Source organism: Burkholderia contaminans, assembly GCF_029633825.1.
GTDB classification, from domain to species: Bacteria; Pseudomonadota; Gammaproteobacteria; order Burkholderiales; family Burkholderiaceae; genus Burkholderia; species Burkholderia contaminans.
In genome coordinates this window covers 2,615,320-2,632,108 of record NZ_CP090641.1, presented here as the reverse complement: position 1 = coordinate 2,632,108, position 16,789 = coordinate 2,615,320, and the positions used below count along the sequence as shown (strand labels likewise).

At 66.6% G+C, this 16,789-nt stretch carries 15 protein-coding genes; 5 read left to right on the top strand and 10 right to left on the bottom strand.

The window, feature by feature from the left end; all coding sequences use genetic code 11:
• Window positions 1-35: 35 nt before the first annotated feature.
• From LXE91_RS29510 to LXE91_RS29495, 4 genes are all read right to left on the bottom strand, one after another.
• Window positions 36-1,169 carry a hybrid sensor histidine kinase/response regulator gene (locus tag LXE91_RS29510; protein WP_039344741.1) on the bottom strand — a complete coding sequence of 378 codons (1,134 nt, stop codon included), beginning with the start codon at window positions 1,167-1,169 and terminating at the stop codon, window positions 36-38.
• Window positions 1,170-1,648: 479 nt separating this feature from the next.
• Window positions 1,649-3,232: a Na+/H+ antiporter gene (locus tag LXE91_RS29505; RefSeq protein ID WP_039344744.1), complete on the bottom strand. Its 1,584-nt coding sequence runs from the start codon at window positions 3,230-3,232 to the stop codon at window positions 1,649-1,651.
• 242 nt (window positions 3,233-3,474) lie between these two features.
• Window positions 3,475-4,908, bottom strand: coding sequence for an aldehyde dehydrogenase family protein (locus LXE91_RS29500; RefSeq protein ID WP_039344747.1), 1,434 nt, complete (start codon window positions 4,906-4,908; stop codon window positions 3,475-3,477).
• A gap of 29 nt (window positions 4,909-4,937) precedes the next feature.
• A complete protein-coding gene (locus LXE91_RS29495; RefSeq protein ID WP_039344750.1) occupies window positions 4,938-6,578 on the bottom strand; it encodes an acetolactate synthase large subunit in 1,641 nt (546 codons plus the stop codon).
• 352 nt (window positions 6,579-6,930) lie between these two features.
• On the opposite strand from LXE91_RS29495, the gene LXE91_RS29490 reads away from it, so the two are divergent.
• On the top strand, window positions 6,931-7,248 hold the full coding sequence (locus LXE91_RS29490) for a type II toxin-antitoxin system RelE/ParE family toxin (RefSeq protein ID WP_095146199.1): 318 nt from the start codon (window positions 6,931-6,933) through the stop codon (window positions 7,246-7,248).
• 3 nt (window positions 7,249-7,251) lie between these two features.
• The gene (locus tag LXE91_RS29485; protein ID WP_039344756.1) at window positions 7,252-7,551 is read left to right on the top strand and encodes an addiction module antidote protein; all 300 of its coding nucleotides are present in this window, start codon (window positions 7,252-7,254) and stop codon (window positions 7,549-7,551) included.
• A 48-nt stretch (window positions 7,552-7,599) separates the two neighbouring features.
• Here the strand turns inward: LXE91_RS29485 and LXE91_RS29480 are convergent, their stop codons facing one another.
• The 5 genes from LXE91_RS29480 to andAc form a co-directional block, all read right to left on the bottom strand.
• Entirely contained in the window at window positions 7,600-8,886 is a 1,287-nt protein-coding gene (locus LXE91_RS29480) for a DUF445 domain-containing protein (RefSeq protein ID WP_039344759.1), read from the bottom strand.
• Window positions 8,887-9,056: 170 nt separating this feature from the next.
• On the bottom strand, window positions 9,057-10,277 hold the full coding sequence (gene andAa, locus LXE91_RS29475; protein ID WP_039344761.1) for an anthranilate 1,2-dioxygenase system ferredoxin--NAD(+) reductase: 1,221 nt from the start codon (window positions 10,275-10,277) through the stop codon (window positions 9,057-9,059).
• Window positions 10,267-10,593: an anthranilate 1,2-dioxygenase ferredoxin subunit AndAb gene (andAb, locus tag LXE91_RS29470; RefSeq protein WP_039344765.1), complete on the bottom strand. Its 327-nt coding sequence runs from the start codon at window positions 10,591-10,593 to the stop codon at window positions 10,267-10,269. Before andAb ends, andAa begins: the two co-directional genes overlap by 11 nt.
• Before the next feature lie 20 nt (window positions 10,594-10,613).
• Window positions 10,614-11,102 carry an anthranilate 1,2-dioxygenase small subunit AndAd gene (gene andAd / locus LXE91_RS29465; protein WP_011355917.1) on the bottom strand — a complete coding sequence of 163 codons (489 nt, stop codon included), beginning with the start codon at window positions 11,100-11,102 and terminating at the stop codon, window positions 10,614-10,616.
• 14 nt (window positions 11,103-11,116) lie between these two features.
• The gene (gene andAc / locus LXE91_RS29460) at window positions 11,117-12,388 is read right to left on the bottom strand and encodes an anthranilate 1,2-dioxygenase large subunit AndAc (protein ID WP_039344770.1); all 1,272 of its coding nucleotides are present in this window, start codon (window positions 12,386-12,388) and stop codon (window positions 11,117-11,119) included.
• Between the two features lie 213 nt (window positions 12,389-12,601).
• On the opposite strand from andAc, the gene andR reads away from it, so the two are divergent.
• Window positions 12,602-13,561, top strand: coding sequence for an anthranilate 1,2-dioxygenase regulatory protein AndR (gene andR, locus LXE91_RS29455; protein WP_039344773.1), 960 nt, complete (start codon window positions 12,602-12,604; stop codon window positions 13,559-13,561).
• Window positions 13,562-13,711: 150 nt separating this feature from the next.
• Here andR and LXE91_RS29450 read toward each other — a convergent pair whose 3' ends face one another.
• Entirely contained in the window at window positions 13,712-14,602 is an 891-nt protein-coding gene (locus LXE91_RS29450; RefSeq protein WP_039344778.1) for a LysR family transcriptional regulator, read from the bottom strand.
• Between the two features lie 91 nt (window positions 14,603-14,693).
• Here LXE91_RS29450 and LXE91_RS29445 point away from each other — a divergent pair, with 91 nt between their 5' ends.
• Together LXE91_RS29445 and catA are read left to right on the top strand one after the other, a co-directional pair.
• On the top strand, window positions 14,694-15,827 hold the full coding sequence (locus LXE91_RS29445; protein ID WP_039344781.1) for a muconate/chloromuconate family cycloisomerase: 1,134 nt from the start codon (window positions 14,694-14,696) through the stop codon (window positions 15,825-15,827).
• 31 nt (window positions 15,828-15,858) lie between these two features.
• Window positions 15,859-16,761, top strand: a complete 903-nt coding sequence (gene catA / locus LXE91_RS29440; RefSeq protein ID WP_039344784.1) for a catechol 1,2-dioxygenase — start codon at window positions 15,859-15,861, stop codon at window positions 16,759-16,761.
• Window positions 16,762-16,789: the final 28 nt, after the last annotated feature.

Below are 16,789 nucleotides of genomic sequence, written 5' to 3'. Positions count from 1 at the left end.
CGCGCAGCGCGGCGCCGGCAGGCCGCGCCGCGAAATCACCGCTCCGCTTGCGCCGGCAGCCGAAGCGCGACCATGAAGCCGCGCGCCGTATTGCGCATCAGGATCTGGCCGCGATGCCGCGCCGCCGTCGCGCGGACGAACGCGAGCCCGAGGCCGAAGCCGCCGCGCGCCGCGCCGTGCGCGGATTCGAGCTGCACGAACGACTCGGTCGCGGCCGTGCGCTGCTCCGGCGCGATTCCCGCGCCGGTGTCCTCGACACCGATCAGCCAGGCGCCGTCCTCGCTGCCCAGCGTGCAGTGCACGTCCGTGCCCGCCGGGCCGTACTTCAGTCCGTTGTCGATCAGGTTCGCGACCGCGCGCGTCAGCATCATGCGGTCGCCCATCGTCACGCATTCGGTATCGGGCACGTGCGCGGCAACCCGGCTGCCGAGCCCGGCCGCCTTCTCCCACAGCTGGTCGACGGCGTCGAGCACGATCTCGTTGAGACTCACGACCTCGTGCGCGCGGCGCTCGGACTGCGCGCGGGTCAGGTGGATGAAGCCGTCAGCCAGCGCGAGCGCGCGCCGCGCATGGCCGGCAATACGCTCCATGATCGCCGGCATTTCGCCGTGCTCGCTCCGGTAGACTTCGAGCAGCGCCAGGATCGACGTCTGCGGCGAACGCATGTCGTGCGACAGGAAATCGAGCGCCTCGTCGCGCTGCCGGGACATCAGGTAGGAGTTCGAGTGATAGCGGATGCGGGCAGCCAGCTCCATCGCGTCGGGGAGCTTCACCAGATAGTCGTTCGCGCCGGCGATGAACGCCTCGCGCTTGACGATCGGCTCCTCCTTCGCGGACAGCACGATGATCGGCACGCGAGCGGTGCCGGCGTCCGCACGCCACGCGCGAACCAGATCGAGGCCGTCGATCTCCGGCATCACGAGATCCTGCAGGATGACGGTCGGCTTCACGTCGCGCGCGACCGCCATCGCCCGGTGCGCGTCGGTGCACACGTGCAGGTCGATGTCATGTTCGCTGCGCAGCGCGCGGCGGATTACTTCGCCGACGAACGGTTGATCGTCGACGAGAAGGACCGATAACCCCGATTCAAGACAATCCGAGGCATTATCACCGCTCGATTCTTTCATAAATACAGTTTCAAACGCCGATTCTCCAATCGATTCTTTCATAGGAGTTGTTTATCAGACTTGGACGCTATCCTATTTCAGCGGTTGAAAACCCCGCCTGATTCCGCCGAATTGGCCTGTCGGCACCGCCTTGCAGGGTTTCGGACGCCGATTTTCTCCCCGCTGGCGGCCGTATTACCTCCGCATCCTTTCTCTCAATAAACATAACCGGCTGATTCTAAATGAAATTAGAACACAGCATCTATCTCAATCCGGTTTAGTTTTGCCAAATATGCAGAAACAGACGGAAACAGTTAAATCGGATCATTTCCGGATTCGAAAGACGATAACGTTTGCGAGACCGGTGCGATAAGGTTTGCATGCGCTGCAAGGCTGCCCGTCGTCGCATTTGAGGGCCGGATGAAAATCCGCCGAATCGGTGGGCGCGCGAAAAAAAGCGCGCCGGGCAACGATCGGCCCGGGCGCGCTTCGGGCCGGCTGGCGCCGGCCGCTCGATGGCGAGGTGACGGAGGTGTACGGCCCTACCCGCGCGCGTGCTGCGCGGACACTTCCTGCAGGTCGAGGTCGCGTTCGAGCGCGTGCAGCATCTCGTCATGGATGCGCCCCGAACGGTGCAGGCGCAACAGTTCCGCGCGCCCGGCCCGGATCGCGGCCAGCACGACGTCGTAGTGCGCGGCACGCACTTCAGCCGGATACGTCGGCTCGTTCTTCGTCCGCTCCGTCAACTCCGCGCGGTACGTGTACTGCTCGAGCAGGCGCGGATGGATCACGACCCCGTTCTCGTCGCGCACGAGCGGCTGGATCGCCGCGAGCTGGGCGGCCTCGACGTACGCCCACGTCTGCGGCTCGGTCAGGTGGTGCGCCGCGCGGTCTTCACGCTGCGGCAGGCGCAGCAGCCGGATCAGCGGCCCGATCGTCGTGCCCTGCAGCAGCACGGTGACGAGGATCACCGCAAACGACGCGACCAGGATCACGTCGCGGCCGGGCATCGCCTCGGGCAGCGACAACGCGATCGCCAGCGTGACGACGCCGCGCATCCCGGCCCAGCTCATGATCGTCGCGGCCTTCCAGTCGGGCGCTTCGCCGCGCCGCGCGATCCCGCGTACCGGCCATTTCAGCGCCTCGACCGCGTAGATCCACACGAAGCGCGACACGATCACCGCCGCCAGCACCGCGAGCATCGGCGGCACCATCGTGGCGAGCACCTGCTCGAAACCGCCGAGCCGGTGGATCGCGCCGCGCAGCGACAGCCCGATCAGCACGAACACCATCGCTTCGAGCAGGAACACGATGACCTGCCAGAACGCGGTGCCGCGCGTGCGCACGGCCGCAGAGAACACCTCGTGCTGATGCCAGCCGACGATCATGCCGGCCGTGACGGTGGCGATCACGCCGGACACTTCGACCATCTCCCCCGCGATGTACGCGATCCAGCCGGCGATCACCGCGACGGTGATCACGAGATAGTCGTCGTCGAGCAGCTTCAGGAACCACACGACGAGCTTGCCGACCACGAAGCCGACCACCACGCCGCCAAGCCCGAGCTCCGCGAAACCCACGATCGCGTGGCCGAGGCTGAAGGTGCCCGACAGCGCCGCGACGACCGCGAAGCGGAACAGCACGAGGCCGGCCGCATCGTTCAGCAGGCTTTCGCCTTCGAGCAGCACCATCAGCCGGCGCGGCAGCGCGACGCGTTCGAGCACGGCCTTCGCCGCAACGGCGTCGGGCGGCGACACGATCGCGCCGAGTGCGAAGCACGCGGCCCACGGCAGCGACGGCGCCACCCAGTGCACGGCGAAGCCGACCGCGAACGTCGTGAACACGACCGCGCCGATCGCGAGCAGCAGGATGCCGCCGACGTTGCGCTTGAACTCCTCCCACACCGAGAAGTACGCGCCGTCCATCAGCAGCGGCGGCAGGAACACCAGCAACACCAGTTCCGGATCGAGATTGATCGGCGGCAGGCCGGGAATGAACGCGATGCCGATCCCGCCGATCAGCAGCGCGGCCGCGGGCGGCAACCGCAGCCGCTTGGCAATGCATTCGAGCGCGACGATCGCGAGAAATGACAACAAAACCAGCTTGAATGCCGAGACGGGGGACATGAATCGACCTCGTGAAGAATGAATTCGCGCTTTCCGGCGTCGTACCCCGGTCGGCAGTTTCGCGCGATTACATCATGAGGCGACGTCCGCAGTCGAGCCTGTTCGGGCAGCGCTGCACACGCTGCGGGTACGGTGCAGGCCCGATGCCGGCGCGACGCATGCAGCGCCATGAAAAACGGCACGCGGGCCGGCCCGATCGCCCGCCCGCGTGCCGTCGCGGCACCGCGCTGCCTGCCCGCGCGTTACCGGCGCCGCACGACCATCAGCCGCGGCTCGGTCATGTCCTCGATCGCGTAGCGGATCCCTTCGCGGCCGAGGCCCGAATCCTTCACGCCGCCGTACGGCATGTTGTCGACGCGGAACGACGGCACGTCGTTGATCACGACGCCGCCGACCTCCAGTTCCTCCCACGCGCGCTGCGCATGCGCGAGCGAATCGGTGAACACGCCGGCCTGCAGCCCGAAGTCGCTGTCGTTCACGCGTGCGAGCGCATCGTCGAACCGGTCGAATTTCTCGAGGATCGCGACGGGGCCGAATGCCTCCTTCCGGTACAGGTCCTGCTCGTGCCCGACGTTTTCCAGCAGCGTCGCCTCGAACATCGCGCCATCGACCTTGCCGCCCGCGACGATCTTCGCGCCCGCCGCGACGGCCGCATCCATCCAGCCCGACAACCGGCGCGATTCGGATTCGGAGATCATCGGGCCGACGAACGTCGACGGATCCTTCGGGTCGCCCATCTTCAGCGAACGCGTCTTCGCGATCAGCTTCTCGCGCAGTGCGTCGTACAGGTCGGCATGCACGAGGATCCGCTGCACGCCGATGCAGCTCTGGCCCGACTGGTAATACGCGCCGAACGCGAGCCGCTCGACCACGTAGTCGAGCTGCTCGCGCTGATCCGCATCGACGATCGCGGCCGCGTTGCCACCGAGCTCCAGCACGACTTTCTTCTTGCCGGCCTTCTCCTTCAGCGCCCATCCGACGGCCGGCGAACCCGTGAACGACAGCAGCTTGAAGCGCTCGTCAGTCGTGAACAGGTCGGCGCCGTCGCGATGCGCGGGCAGCACCGAGAACGCGCCCTTCGGCAAATCGGTTTCCGCGAGCACCTCGCCGATGATCAGCGCGCCGATCGGCGTGCGGCTCGCCGGCTTCAGCACGAACGGGCAGCCGGCCGCGAGCGCGGGCGCGACCTTGTGCGCGGCGAGATTCAGCGGGAAGTTGAACGGCGAGATGAACGAACACGGGCCGATCGGCACGCGCTTCGTGTAGCCCGTATAGCCCTGCGCGCGCGCGGAGATCTCGAGGTTGATGATTTCGCCGTCGATGCGTACCGATTCCTCGGACGCCACGCGGAACGTGTCGATCAGCCGCGTCACTTCGCCCTTCGAATCGTTGATCGGCTTGCCGGCCTCGATGCACAGCGCCTCGGCGAGCTCGTCGAAGCGCTCGCGAAAGCGCGCGACGCAATGGTCGAGCACGGCCTGCCGCTTGTAGGCCGGCAGCTCGCGCATCGGCTTCGCGGCATCGACCGCCGCGCCGATCGCCGCGTCGATGGCCTTCGCGTCGGCCAGCGCGACGCGTGTCGCGACCTTGCCGCTGAACTTGTCCGTCACGTCCAGATCGGTGTTCGCGTAGACGGCTTCGTTGGCGAGGTAGTACGGATAGGTTTCCTTCAACATGGAACGACTCCTTCCTGTGAACGGGACATTCAGAGTTGCGCCGACAGGCGCTTGATCTCGCGGTTCAGCACGCGCTCGTTGTCCGAGTAATCGATCGGCACGTCGATCACGTGCACGCCCGGCGACGAGAAACACTCGCGCAGCAGCGGCTCGAGATCGTCGGCCGATTCGACGCGATGCCCGTGCGCACCGTAGCTTTGCGCATATGCGACGAAATCTGGGTTCTGCAGCGTCATCGCGAAATCGGGGAAATTCATGTTCTCCTGCTTCCAGCGGATCATCCCGAACGCGTCGTCGCGCAGGATCATCACGACGAGGTCGAGCTTCAGCCGCACGGCCGTTTCGAGTTCCTGCGAATTCATCATGAAACCGCCGTCGCCGCACACGGCGATCACCTTGCGCTGCGGATGCACGATCTTCGTCGCGATCGCCGACGGCAGGCCCGCACCCATCGACGCGAGCGCGTTGTCGAGCAGCAGCGAATTCGGCTCGTGCGCGCGCCAGTAGCGCGCGAACCAGATCTTGTACATCCCGTTGTCGAGACAGACGATGCCGTCGACCGGCATCGCGTTGTACAGATCGTTGACGATCCGCACCGGGTACATCGGGAAGCGCGGATCGTGCTGGCCCTTCTCCAGATGGGCGTCGAAATGCTCCTTGATCATCGCGAAGCGCGCGAAATCCCAGTGCGGCTGCGGTGCGAGCGCCTCCTTCATCTGCCACACCGCGTTCGCGATGTCGCCCACTACCTCGATCTGCGGGAAATAGACGGGATCCACCTGCGCGCCGAGGAAGTTCACGTGGATCACGGTCTTGTCGTCGGTACGCATGAAGAACGGCGGCTTCTCGATCACGTCGTGGCCGACGTTGATGATGCAGTCAGCATGCTCGATCGCACGGTGCACGAAATCGCCGTCGGACAGCGTCGCGTTACCGAGCCACAGCGGGTGCGTCTCGTCGATCACGCCCTTGCCCATCTGCGTCGTGAAGAACGGGATGCCCGTCTTGTCGACGAATTCGAGCAGCATCTTGCAGGTGGTCTTGCGGTTGCCGCCCGCGCCGATCATCAGGAGCGGATGGCGCGCGGCCTGGATCGCGTCGACCGCGTGCGCGACCGCCTTCTCCTCGGCCACCGGCCGCCGGCTGTAGCTGCGCGGAATCGGCTTGCCGTCGCCCTCCTCGTGCGCGATGTCTTCCGGCAGCTCGAGGTGCGCGGCGCCCGGGCGCTCCTCCTCCGCGCGGCGGAACGCCTCGCGTATGGCCGACGGGATGTTGCCGATCGACACGATCTGCCGCGTGAACTTCGTGAGCGGCTGCATCATGTCGACCACGTCGACGATCTGGAAGTGGCCCTGCTTGCTGGACTTGATCGGCTTCTGCCCGGTGATCATCAGCATCGGCATGCCGCCGAGCTGCGCATACGCGGCGGCCGTCACGAAGTTCGTCGCACCGGGCCCGAGCGTGGCGATACACACGCCGGTGCGGCCCGTCAGGCGGCCGTAGGTGGCGGCCATGAACCCGGCCGCCTGCTCGTGCCGGGTCAGCACGAGCTTGATCTTCGATCGCCGCAGCGATTCGAGCAGATCGAGGTTTTCCTCGCCGGGAATGCCGAACACGTACTCGACGCCTTCGGCTTCCAGCGCCTTCACGAACAGATCCGATGCTTTCATGGGGGACTCTCGGTTGATGCCGCCTGCCCGGCCTACGGACACGCAGCGTTCAGAACGCGCGCCGGCCTACGGCACGCGGACGCTTTACCTACTGGACACGAACCACGGCACTGCCCGCCACGCAACCCGCAATGCACGGCGGCGCCTCCGGATACCGGAGGACAAACGGACCCGCCCGCGCGCGGCAAACACGCACAGGCGGCAAAGACGTTTTTGATTGTAGACGGATTCGGAAGATCCCGACTTCGGCCGAACGGCCATTCGGCACACAAGCGAAGCGCGCGGCCCTACCGTAGCGGCATCGACATTCAACTCATCCAACATGTGAACCATGGTTGACATACTGCAATCCATGCCCTACAGTGCGCCTACGTTCAGCATCCGGACCACCGGCGTCTTCGACACCTGGTTTGCCGGCCTGCAGGATCGCGTCGCGAAGCGCCGCATCCAGGCACGCATCGACCGCCTCTCGATGGGCAATCCGGGCGACTGGAAGTCCGCCGGCTCGCCGGTCGTCGAGATGCGGATCGACCACGGCCCGGGCTATCGCGTCTACTACGTCCGGCGCGGAACGATCTGGGTCATCCTGCTCTGCGGCGGCGATAAATCGTCGCAACAGGCCGACATCCGCGCCGCGCACGCGATGCTCGCGCATCTCGACATGGAGTAACCGATGGACAAGATCAGCACCCGGCCGTGGGATTCGGCCGATCATCTGAAAACCGAAGACGACATGGCCGACTACTTCGAAGCGTGCCTGCAGGAAGCCGGCGACGATCCGGCCTTCATCGCGCATGCGCTCGGCGTGATCGCGCGTGCACGCGGCATGTCGCAGGTCGCGCGCGATGCGGGCCTGTCGCGCGAAGGGCTGTACAAGGCGCTGTCGCACGACGGCAACCCCAGCTTCGGCACGATCCTGAAGGTCATCAAGGCGCTCGGCCTGCAACTGCACGGCTCGAAAGCGCACGCATGATGCGCGGGCCCGGCCCGTCGTGCCCGCCGCGCGATACGCGCGGCCGTGTCAGTGCAGCCAGCCGGCTGCCCAGCGCGGCACCAGCGACACCAGATACAACCCGAGCCCGATCAGCCCGCCGACCAGCGTGCCGTTGATGCGGATGTATTGCAGATCCTTGCCGATGTTCAACTCGATCTGCCGCGACATCTCGCGCGCGTCCCAGTTGCGCACCGTGTCGCGGATGTGGCGCATCAGGAAATCCGCGAAATCCGGCGCCATCTCGTGCACGGCCTTCTCGACGTGCTCGTTCAGCGACGCACGCAATGCCGGGCTCTCCGCGAGCCGCGCACCGAGCCAGCCGCCGAGCATCGCGGCCTGCCGGTGCAGCGCCGAATCGGGGCGCGCGAGATCGGCCTTCAGCCACGCGCGCAACTGATCCCACAGGTCGCGCGCATAGTCGTTGAATGCGGCGCCGTCGCGGATATAGCGCTTGATCTCGTCGCCCTTCTCGATGAACGCGGGGTCGTGCTTCAACCGCTCGGTCAGCCGCACGACCGTCCGGTCGAAGCGTTGCCGCAGTTCGTGCTCGGGGTCGGCCGCCACGCCTTCCAGCACACGGCTCACCGCGCTGGCGAGCATCCGCGCGCCGTTCTCGCCGAACCACTGCGTCGGCATGATCTTCTCGACCTTCGGGTACTGCGTCTTCAGCCATTCGACGATGAAGCCCGCGATCACCTCGCGGTTCTCCTCCTTGTCGAGCACGTCCACCACCTGTTCGATCGCATCGTCGAGCAGCGCCTGGTGGCGGCCGTCCTTCGTCAGCGTATCGAGGATCGCGCCGGCCGATTGCGACAGGTCGATCCGGTCGATCATCGCGCGAAACGCGTCATGCACGAACGTCTGGATCCGTGCGTCGTCGGTCATGTCGAGCGCGAAACTCATCAGCTTCGTCACGTAGCCGCCTAGCGCGTCGGTGTTCGCCGGCTCGCCGAGCCACGCGCCGAGTTTCTGCGCGGGATCGTGCTGGCGGATCTGCGCGGCGAGCGCATCCGGGCCGAGGAACTTCTCGCGCACGAACACCGCGAGGTTGTCGGCGATCTTGTCCTTGTTCTTCGGAATGATCTCGGTGTGGCGCGACACGAACGGGATCGGCACGCGGCGAAACAGCGCGACGACCGCGAACCAGTCGGCGAGCGCGCCGACCATCGCGGCTTCGGCCACGGCCTTGATGCCGTCGACCCACGGGCCGCGCGGCAGCAGGATCGTCGTGACGAACACCGCGACGGCGGCCAGCAGCAGCCACAGCGCGCGGCGCTTGCTGCGTTTCAGTTCGAGGGCTTTGTCTGGCGTCATGGGCAACGGGTCGGGCGAACGATGCCGCTAATATGCACCGGATGCCGAGCTGCCGACAAACATTGCGACGCGTGCCGAGCGACACGCACACCGCCGGATCGTACCGGCGGATCACCCACGGCGCCGGCCGGCATCGTCACCGCATGCCGGGCCGGACGACCGTGCGCCTGCTACATGAACGTCTTCAGGTTCACCGCCGGATCCGCAAGCTTCACCGGGTCCGGCACCGCCCCCGCCGCCATCAACCGGCGGGATGCGCCGATGTCGCGCCCGAGGTTCGCCGCGGCCACCGCGACGATCCTGCCGTCATCCCCCAGCCCGAACACCGTGAACGGCCCGTTCGTCGGATCGCCGCGCACGACGATCGTACGCTCGCCGCCGAACAGCCCGAGCATCTGCAGGTTGCAGTCGTACTGATCGGACCACAGCCACGGCAATTCGGCATAGGCCTCGTCGGCGCCGAGCAGGTTCGCGGCCGCGATGGCCGGCTGGTTTTCGGCGACCTGCCACGATTCGATCCGCACGTGGCGCCCGAGCAGCGGATTGAAGTGCATCGTCACCTCGCCCGCCGCGAAGATCGCGGGATCGACCGTGCGGCAGCCCGCGTCGACGCGAATCCCGTTGTCGACATCGAGCCCGGCCGCCTGCGCCAGCTCGACATTCGGCACCACACCGATGCCCACCACGACGAGATCGGCCGGCACGTCGCCGTGATCGGTCTCGACGATCGCGCCGCCGCCGGGCGCGCGACGGATCGCGCGCGGCAATGTCGCCATCTGGAAGACCACGCCGCGCGCATCGTGCAACCGATGCGCATACGCACCGACCACTTCCGGCAACGCACGCTGCAGCAGGCGCGGCGCCGGATCGATCACCGTCACGTCGCAGCCGAGCTGGCGCGCCGCCGCCGCGACCTCGAGCCCGATGAACCCGCCGCCGAGCACCGCCACGCGGCGACCCGGCACAAGCTGCGCGCGCAACGCCCGCGCATCGTCGACCGTGCGGACGTAATGCGGCGTGACGCCTTCGTCGATCGCGCCGCCGAACGTGCGCACCCGCGAGCCTGTCGCGAGCACGAGCCGCGCATACGGGAGTGTCGCGCCGTCGTCGAGCCTCACACGCTGCGCATCGCGCTCGATCGCGTCGACGCGCGTACCGAGCCGCAGCTCGATGCCCTGCGCGTCGTACCACGCCGCGTCACGCACGAACGCGCGCTGCTCGCCGCCGTCCGTCAACAGCGCATCCTTCGACAGTGCAGGCCGGTCGTACGGCATCTCGCGCTCCGCGCCGATCATCACGATGCGCGCCGCGGCGTCGCGCTCGCGCAGCGCTTCGGCCGTGCGCCGCGCGGCATGCCCGGCGCCGACGATCACGAACGGATCAGCCGACATTGACTTCCACCTGCCCGTCGACGATCCGGATCGGATAGGTCCGCACCGGCTCCGTGATCGGCGCGCATTTCGGCGCACCCGTGCGGATGTCGATCAGCCCCTGGTGCAGCGGGCATTCGACGCAGCCGTCCTCCACATAGCCTTCTGACAGCCGCGCGTGGCCGTGCGAGCAGAGGTCGTGCATCGCGAACAGTTCGTCGCCGATCCGGAACACCGCGATCGGCTTCTGGCCGGCGACGCGCGCCGCCGGTTCGTCTTCGGAGAATTCGTCGAAAGCGCCGAGCGGATGCCACTCGGCCAGTGTTGCTTCGGTCATGTCTGTTCCTTGCTTCCGTATCAGATCGGGGTGGCGAGCAGCGTCTGCACGCGCGACGTGTCGTAGATCACCCGCTTGGTCTTGTAGCGCAGCCCGTCCGGCGTGCGCACGACCGTGTCGTAGTACTTGCCGGCCTGGTACACGTTCGACTCGCCGTTGCTGCGCGTCTGCACGACGACGTAGTTGCTCTCCGTGTCGATCTCGCCGTCGCGTTCCGCGACGATCGTCAGGCCCGACGTCATGTGCCGGTACGTATGCTCTTCGTAGATGTTCGCGTGCCGCAGCGACACCACGCGGTCGCGCAGCATCCGCTGGTTCGTGCAGTGGACGATCCCCACCGGCAGCCCGAGGTCGGCGTTTTCCTTCGGCACGATTTCGTACGTGCAGTCCTCGGTGAACATCGTCGGCCAGGCTTCGAGCCGGTTGTTGTCGAGGTGCCCGATATAGCGGTTCTGGAGCATGTAAATCTCGAACCACGTCTTCATGTCTTCCGTCAGGTTTTCCATCATTGCTCGCTCCCGCCTCAATAGCCCATCAGCTTCTGGTAGCCGACCCAGAACTTGCGGATCAGGCTTTCGGTGATCACCGTGTCCTGCTGGTCCGGATTGCCGCGCGACATTTCGATCACCGACGTCGCGTCGCCGTCGCGCACCGTGCCGCGCTGCACGAGCTCGGTCGCCTCCGTATCCTCCATCGAGATGTAGCCGGCCGGCCCGACGAGGTTCGCCTGCTTGATGCGCAGTGCACGCAGCTCGGGCGTATCGTCCGCGTAGCCGAAGAAGTGGAAGATCAGTTCGAAGTTGTCGGGGCCTTTCGGCAGGATCTGCCGTGCGACCAGCGTGTTGTGGATCTGCTGGATCACGAGCTGCGGGAAGATCGGCTGGATATGGTTCGTGCAGTCCTCGTCGTATTCCGAAACGAGGTCGAGAATCGATTCGTCTTCCAGATGAAAGCCTTCGTCGAACGAACGGATGTTCTGCTGCTTGTACGCGGCCGACGTGTCGTCGCCCGTCTTCGTCACCGTGATGATGCTGTGCAGCCCGTGGTTCGCATCCGGAATCGAGCGCGCCTTCATCCCGACGCGGAAGATGTTGAAGGTCGTATGGAACAGGTGCAGCATGCTCGCGTGATACGGGTCCTTCACGTTCTCCATGTACAGCTTCCAGTTCGACTTCGAATACTGGCGCGTGCAGCCGAGATACTCGATCGGCTTGTGGAAGATCCGGTCGATCCACGGCCGCATCTGCTCGCCGAGATAGTCGGGCAGCGGCATCACGTCGTCGCTGAAGGTCGCGAACACGAGGCCGCGATAGCTGTCGACGCGCAGCTTGCGCAGCCCGTGCTGCTTCGGATCGAAGTCGGCCGGCATCCCGGACATCCCCTTCTGGCCGCGCCGGAACGGCACGCCGAGCAGGTTGCCCGAGTTGTCGAAGCTCCACTGGTGATAGACGCACGTGTGCGAGCTCGCGTTGCCGCGCGACTTGCGGCATACCTGCGCGCCGCGGTGCGCGCAGCGGTTCACCCACGCGGAAAGCGTGCCGTCCTCGGTGCGCGTGACGACCACCGGCGTATCGCCGACGAACGTGCTCTTGAAGTCGCCGGCGTTCGGGATTTCCGCTTCCAGCGCGACGAAGTTCCACGTCGGGCCGCGGAAAATGCGTTCCTGCTCGCGATCGTAGACCGCACGCGAGCTGAACACCTTGTACGGCACGCGCGAGCCGTCGTCGTGCGGAAAGGTCACGTCGGACGCGTCGTCGCGCGTGGCGAAAACGACGGGCGATTCTGTCTGCTCCATGTCGGACTCCTTGTCGATCCGTTGCGTTGATTGCATGGAGCCGATTTTTGAAAAGCTAATATTCGCCGTCTATCCGGAAAGTGCGATTGCGGCGGTGCAATATCCACTTTCGGCGGATTTCTGCGCTAGCATGACGACACACACGACCCGGCGCACGATCCCGACCCATTGATCGGATCGAAGCGTTCGCCGTCCACACCAAGGCTGATGCCCATGTCCCCAACGTCGTTCGAGCCGCTCGCGCTGCGCGCGCACCGGCTGTTCGAATCCCGCGATCTCGACGAGACGCGCGAGCGCATCTCGCGCGTGATGCAGCCGCATGCGCTGCTGCCGAACGGCCGCACGCGCGGCGCGTCGCACATGGATTTCGTCAGGCTGGGCGGGCTCGGGATCGGCACGATCGCGTTCGGCGACGCGATGCGCGTGCAGGTCGATGCGGTCGACGGCTACTACCTGCTGATGTTCTGCCTGTCCGGCCAGGCCGAGGTGCGCGCGATGGGGCGGCAGCTCGGCGTCGACGGCCAGACCGGCGTGCTGTGTGCGCCCGGCGAACGCTTCGACGCGGTGCTGTCGGCCGATTGCGAGCAGTTCGTGCTGCGCATCGACGCGGCGACCGTCGGCTCGCTAACCGGCGACCCGCGCGCGACGCTCGATCCCGTACTGCACGTCAGCGACGCCGCGCTTGCCGCGTGGCGCCAGCAACTGATGCTCGTCGCGCGCTCGCCCGAGCTGCTCGAACGCGCGAACGCGAACCCGCGCGTCGCGTCCCAGCTCGAGCACCTGCTGATCGACCTGCTGATCGAAGGCCACCCGCCGTCCGTGCTGCAGGCGTCGCACCGCGACCCGGCGCCGGGCTTCGTGCGGCGCGCGCAGGAGTTCGTGAACGCGCACTACGCACAGCCGCTGCAGCTCGCCGATATCGTCCAGGCCGCCAACGTGCCTGAACGAACCCTGCGCGACGCGTTCCTGCAGTTCCGCGGGATGAGCCCGATGCAATACCTGCGCGCGACACGGCTCGACCATGCGCGCGAGCTGCTGCGCGGCGCGGCGTCCGAGCGGCGGATCGCCGATGTCGCGCTCGATTGCGGATTTACCCACCTCGGGCGGTTCGCGATCGCGTATCGGGAGAAGTTCGGGGAATCGCCGTCGGAAACGCTCGACGGGAAGCGGTAGCGTCGTCGTGCATGCTCGCACGGCCGGTGGCTTGCGTAACCGGGAAAGCGCTCACTCGACAGGGCATGAGGCCGCGATGCCCTCCCCGCATTTGGGCGCGTCCGCCGAAACAGACCGTTAGTTGCGATTTAATGAAGTGAATAACGCTCGTCACGCCACCGGCACGATCATTTCCCGCGCAATCGCACAAAACGCGGCCGTCGCCGCGCTTTCGCCGTGCAGCCGGCGGCTCATGATGATCGGCGACGTCGCGGCCGGCTCCGGCAACCGCCGGTAGACCACGCCCTTCACGCGCACCCCTTCCACGCTCTCCGGCACCAGCGACACGCCGACCTGCGCGGCCACGAGCCCGAGCGCCGTCTGCAGCTCGCGCACCTCGTGAACGGCCGCCGGCACCAGCGCGCCGTCGCGCAACGCCGACAGTTGCTGATCGGCGAAGCTCGGCCGCGGCGTGCTCGGATAGACGATCAGCGTCTCGTTCGCGATATCGGCGAGCGTCAGCGGCCGGGCCGGATCGGCAAGCGGATGCCCGACCGGCAGCGCCGCGATCAGCTTTTCCTCGATCAGCGCCTCGCGCACCAGCTGGTCGTCGTCGAAGCGCAGCCGGCCGAAGCCCACGTCGATCCGCCCGCCCTTCAACGCGCCGAGCTGTTCGAGCGTGAACATTTCGATCAGCGACAACTCGACGTCCGGCTGCGCCTCGCGAAACGCGCGGATCACGTCCGGCAGCGCGCCGTACAGCGTCGACGGCACGAAGCCGATCACGATCCGCTCCGACAGCTGCGCGAGCCGCCGTGTCAGCGGGCCGAGCTCGTCGGCCTGGTCGACGAGGCGCTTCGCCTGCGCGTAGAACACGCGCCCCGCATCGGTCAGTTTCAGCGGCCGCGCACCGCGCTCGAACAGCGGCAGCCCGATCTCGTCCTCGATCGCCTGGAGCTGGCGGCTGAGCGGCGGCTGCGTCATGTGCAACCGCTCGGCCGCCCGCGTGATGTTCATTTCCTCGGCGACGGCGATGAAGTAGCGGAGCTGACGCAATTCCATTTCATGCCTCAAAGGTATGGAAGTAGTCGGAAAGAGTGTTGGACGACGCGGGGCGGGAATTCCTACCATGTGCACCAACAGGAGGAATCGCATGATAGCAACTGCCGCCACCATCGAACGCATCGAGACGCTGCTCGTCGACGTGCCAACGATCCGGCCCCACAAATTGTCGGTCGCCACGATGAATTGCCAGACCCTCGTACTGGTGCGTGTTCGATGCACGGACGGTATCGAAGGCGTCGGCGAGGCGACGACCATCGGCGGTCTCGCGTACGGCGAGGAGAGCCCCGAAAGCATCAAGGTCAACATCGACACCTACTTCGCGCCGCTGCTGCAGGGCATGGACGCGACCCGCCCGGGCGCCGCGCTGGCGCGCGCCCGCAAGCTGTTCCAGGGCAACCGCTTCGCGAAGTGCGCGCTCGAGACCGCGCTGTTCGACGCGCAGGCGCGCCGCCTCGGTGTGCCGCTGTCCGAACTGTTCGGCGGACGCCGGACCGATGCGGTCGATGTCGCATGGACGCTTGCGAGCGGCGATACGCAGCGCGACATCGCGGAAGCCGAAGCGATGCTCGACGCGCGCCGCCACCGCGCGTTCAAGCTGAAGATCGGCTCGAATGCCGTGGCCGACGACGTGGCCCACGTGATCGCGATCAAGCGCGCGCTCGGCGAACGCGGCGACGTGCGCGTCGACGTGAACCAGGCATGGAGTGAAACCGACGCGATCTGGGCCGGCGCACGACTCGCCGAAGCCGGCGTGAGCCTTGTCGAGCAACCGATTGCCGCGACCAACCGCGCGGGGCTGAAACGCCTCACGCAACTGGCGCAGGTGCCGATCATGGCCGACGAGGCGCTGCACGGCCCCGTCGATGCATTCGCGCTCGCACAGGATCGCGCGGCCGACGTGTTCGCGGTGAAGATCGCGCAGTCGGGCGGCCTGCAGGGTGCGGCGAGCGTCGCGTCGATCGCGGCGGCGGCAGGCATCGAACTGTACGGCGGCACGATGCTCGAGGGCGCGGCCGGCACGATGGCGTCCGCGCAATTGTTCAGCACGTTCGACTCGCTGAAATGGGGCACCGAACTGTTCGGCCCGCTGCTGCTCACCGAGGAAATCCTCGTCGAGCCGCTGCGCTACGCGGATTTCAAGCTGCACCTGCCGGCCGCGCCCGGCCTCGGCATCACCTTCGACTGGGCCCGCATCGAACGGATGCGACGCGACGCCCGCTGACCCCACACGACAACCGAAACCGGAGACACAGATGAACAAGCAAGCCATCGACGCACTGCTGAAGACCTTCGACGACGCCGCCGAGAAGCCGGGCAACCCGCGCGTGCGCGCGATCGTCAACCGGATCGTGAAGGACATCTGCTACACGATCGAGGACTTCGACGTGCAGCCGAGCGAATTCTGGACGGCGCTGAACTACCTGAACGAAGCCGGCCGCGAATTCGGGCTGATCGCCGCGGGCCTCGGCCTCGAGCGCTTCCTCGACGTGCGCATGGACGAAGCCGAGGAAAAGGCCGGCATCCAGGGCGGCACGCCGCGCACGATCGAAGGGCCGCTGTATGTCGCCGGCGCGCCGGAATCGGTCGGCCATGCGCGTCTCGACGACGGCACCGATCCCGGCCAGACGCTCATCATGCGCGGCCAGGTGCTGGGCCAGGACGGCGCGCCGATCGCGAACGCGCTGGTCGAGGTGTGGCACGCGAACCATCTCGGCAACTACTCGTACTTCGATCAGTCGCAGCCTGCGTTCAACCTGCGCCGCTCGATCCGTACCGATGCCGAAGGCCGCTACAGCTTCCGCAGCGTGCTGCCGGTGGGCTACAGCGTGCCGCCGGGCAGCAAGACCGAGCAACTGCTCGACCAGCTCGGCCGCCACGGCCATCGCCCGGCGCACATTCACTTCTTCGTTTCGGCGGACGGTTATCGTAAGCTGACGACGCAGATCAACATCGATGGCGATCCGCACCTGTGGGACGACTTCGCGTTCGCGACGCGCGACGGGTTGATCCCGCCGGTGAAGCAGGCCGAAGGCGCGGAAGGCAAGCCGTATGGCGTCGACGGGCAGTTCGCGCTGATCGACTTCGATTTCTCGCTGCTCAAGGAAAAGCAGGACGTGCCGGGCAGCGAAGTCGAGCGGGCCCGCGCGCAGGCGTGAGCGGCCTGCCGATTCGACGAACCGATAA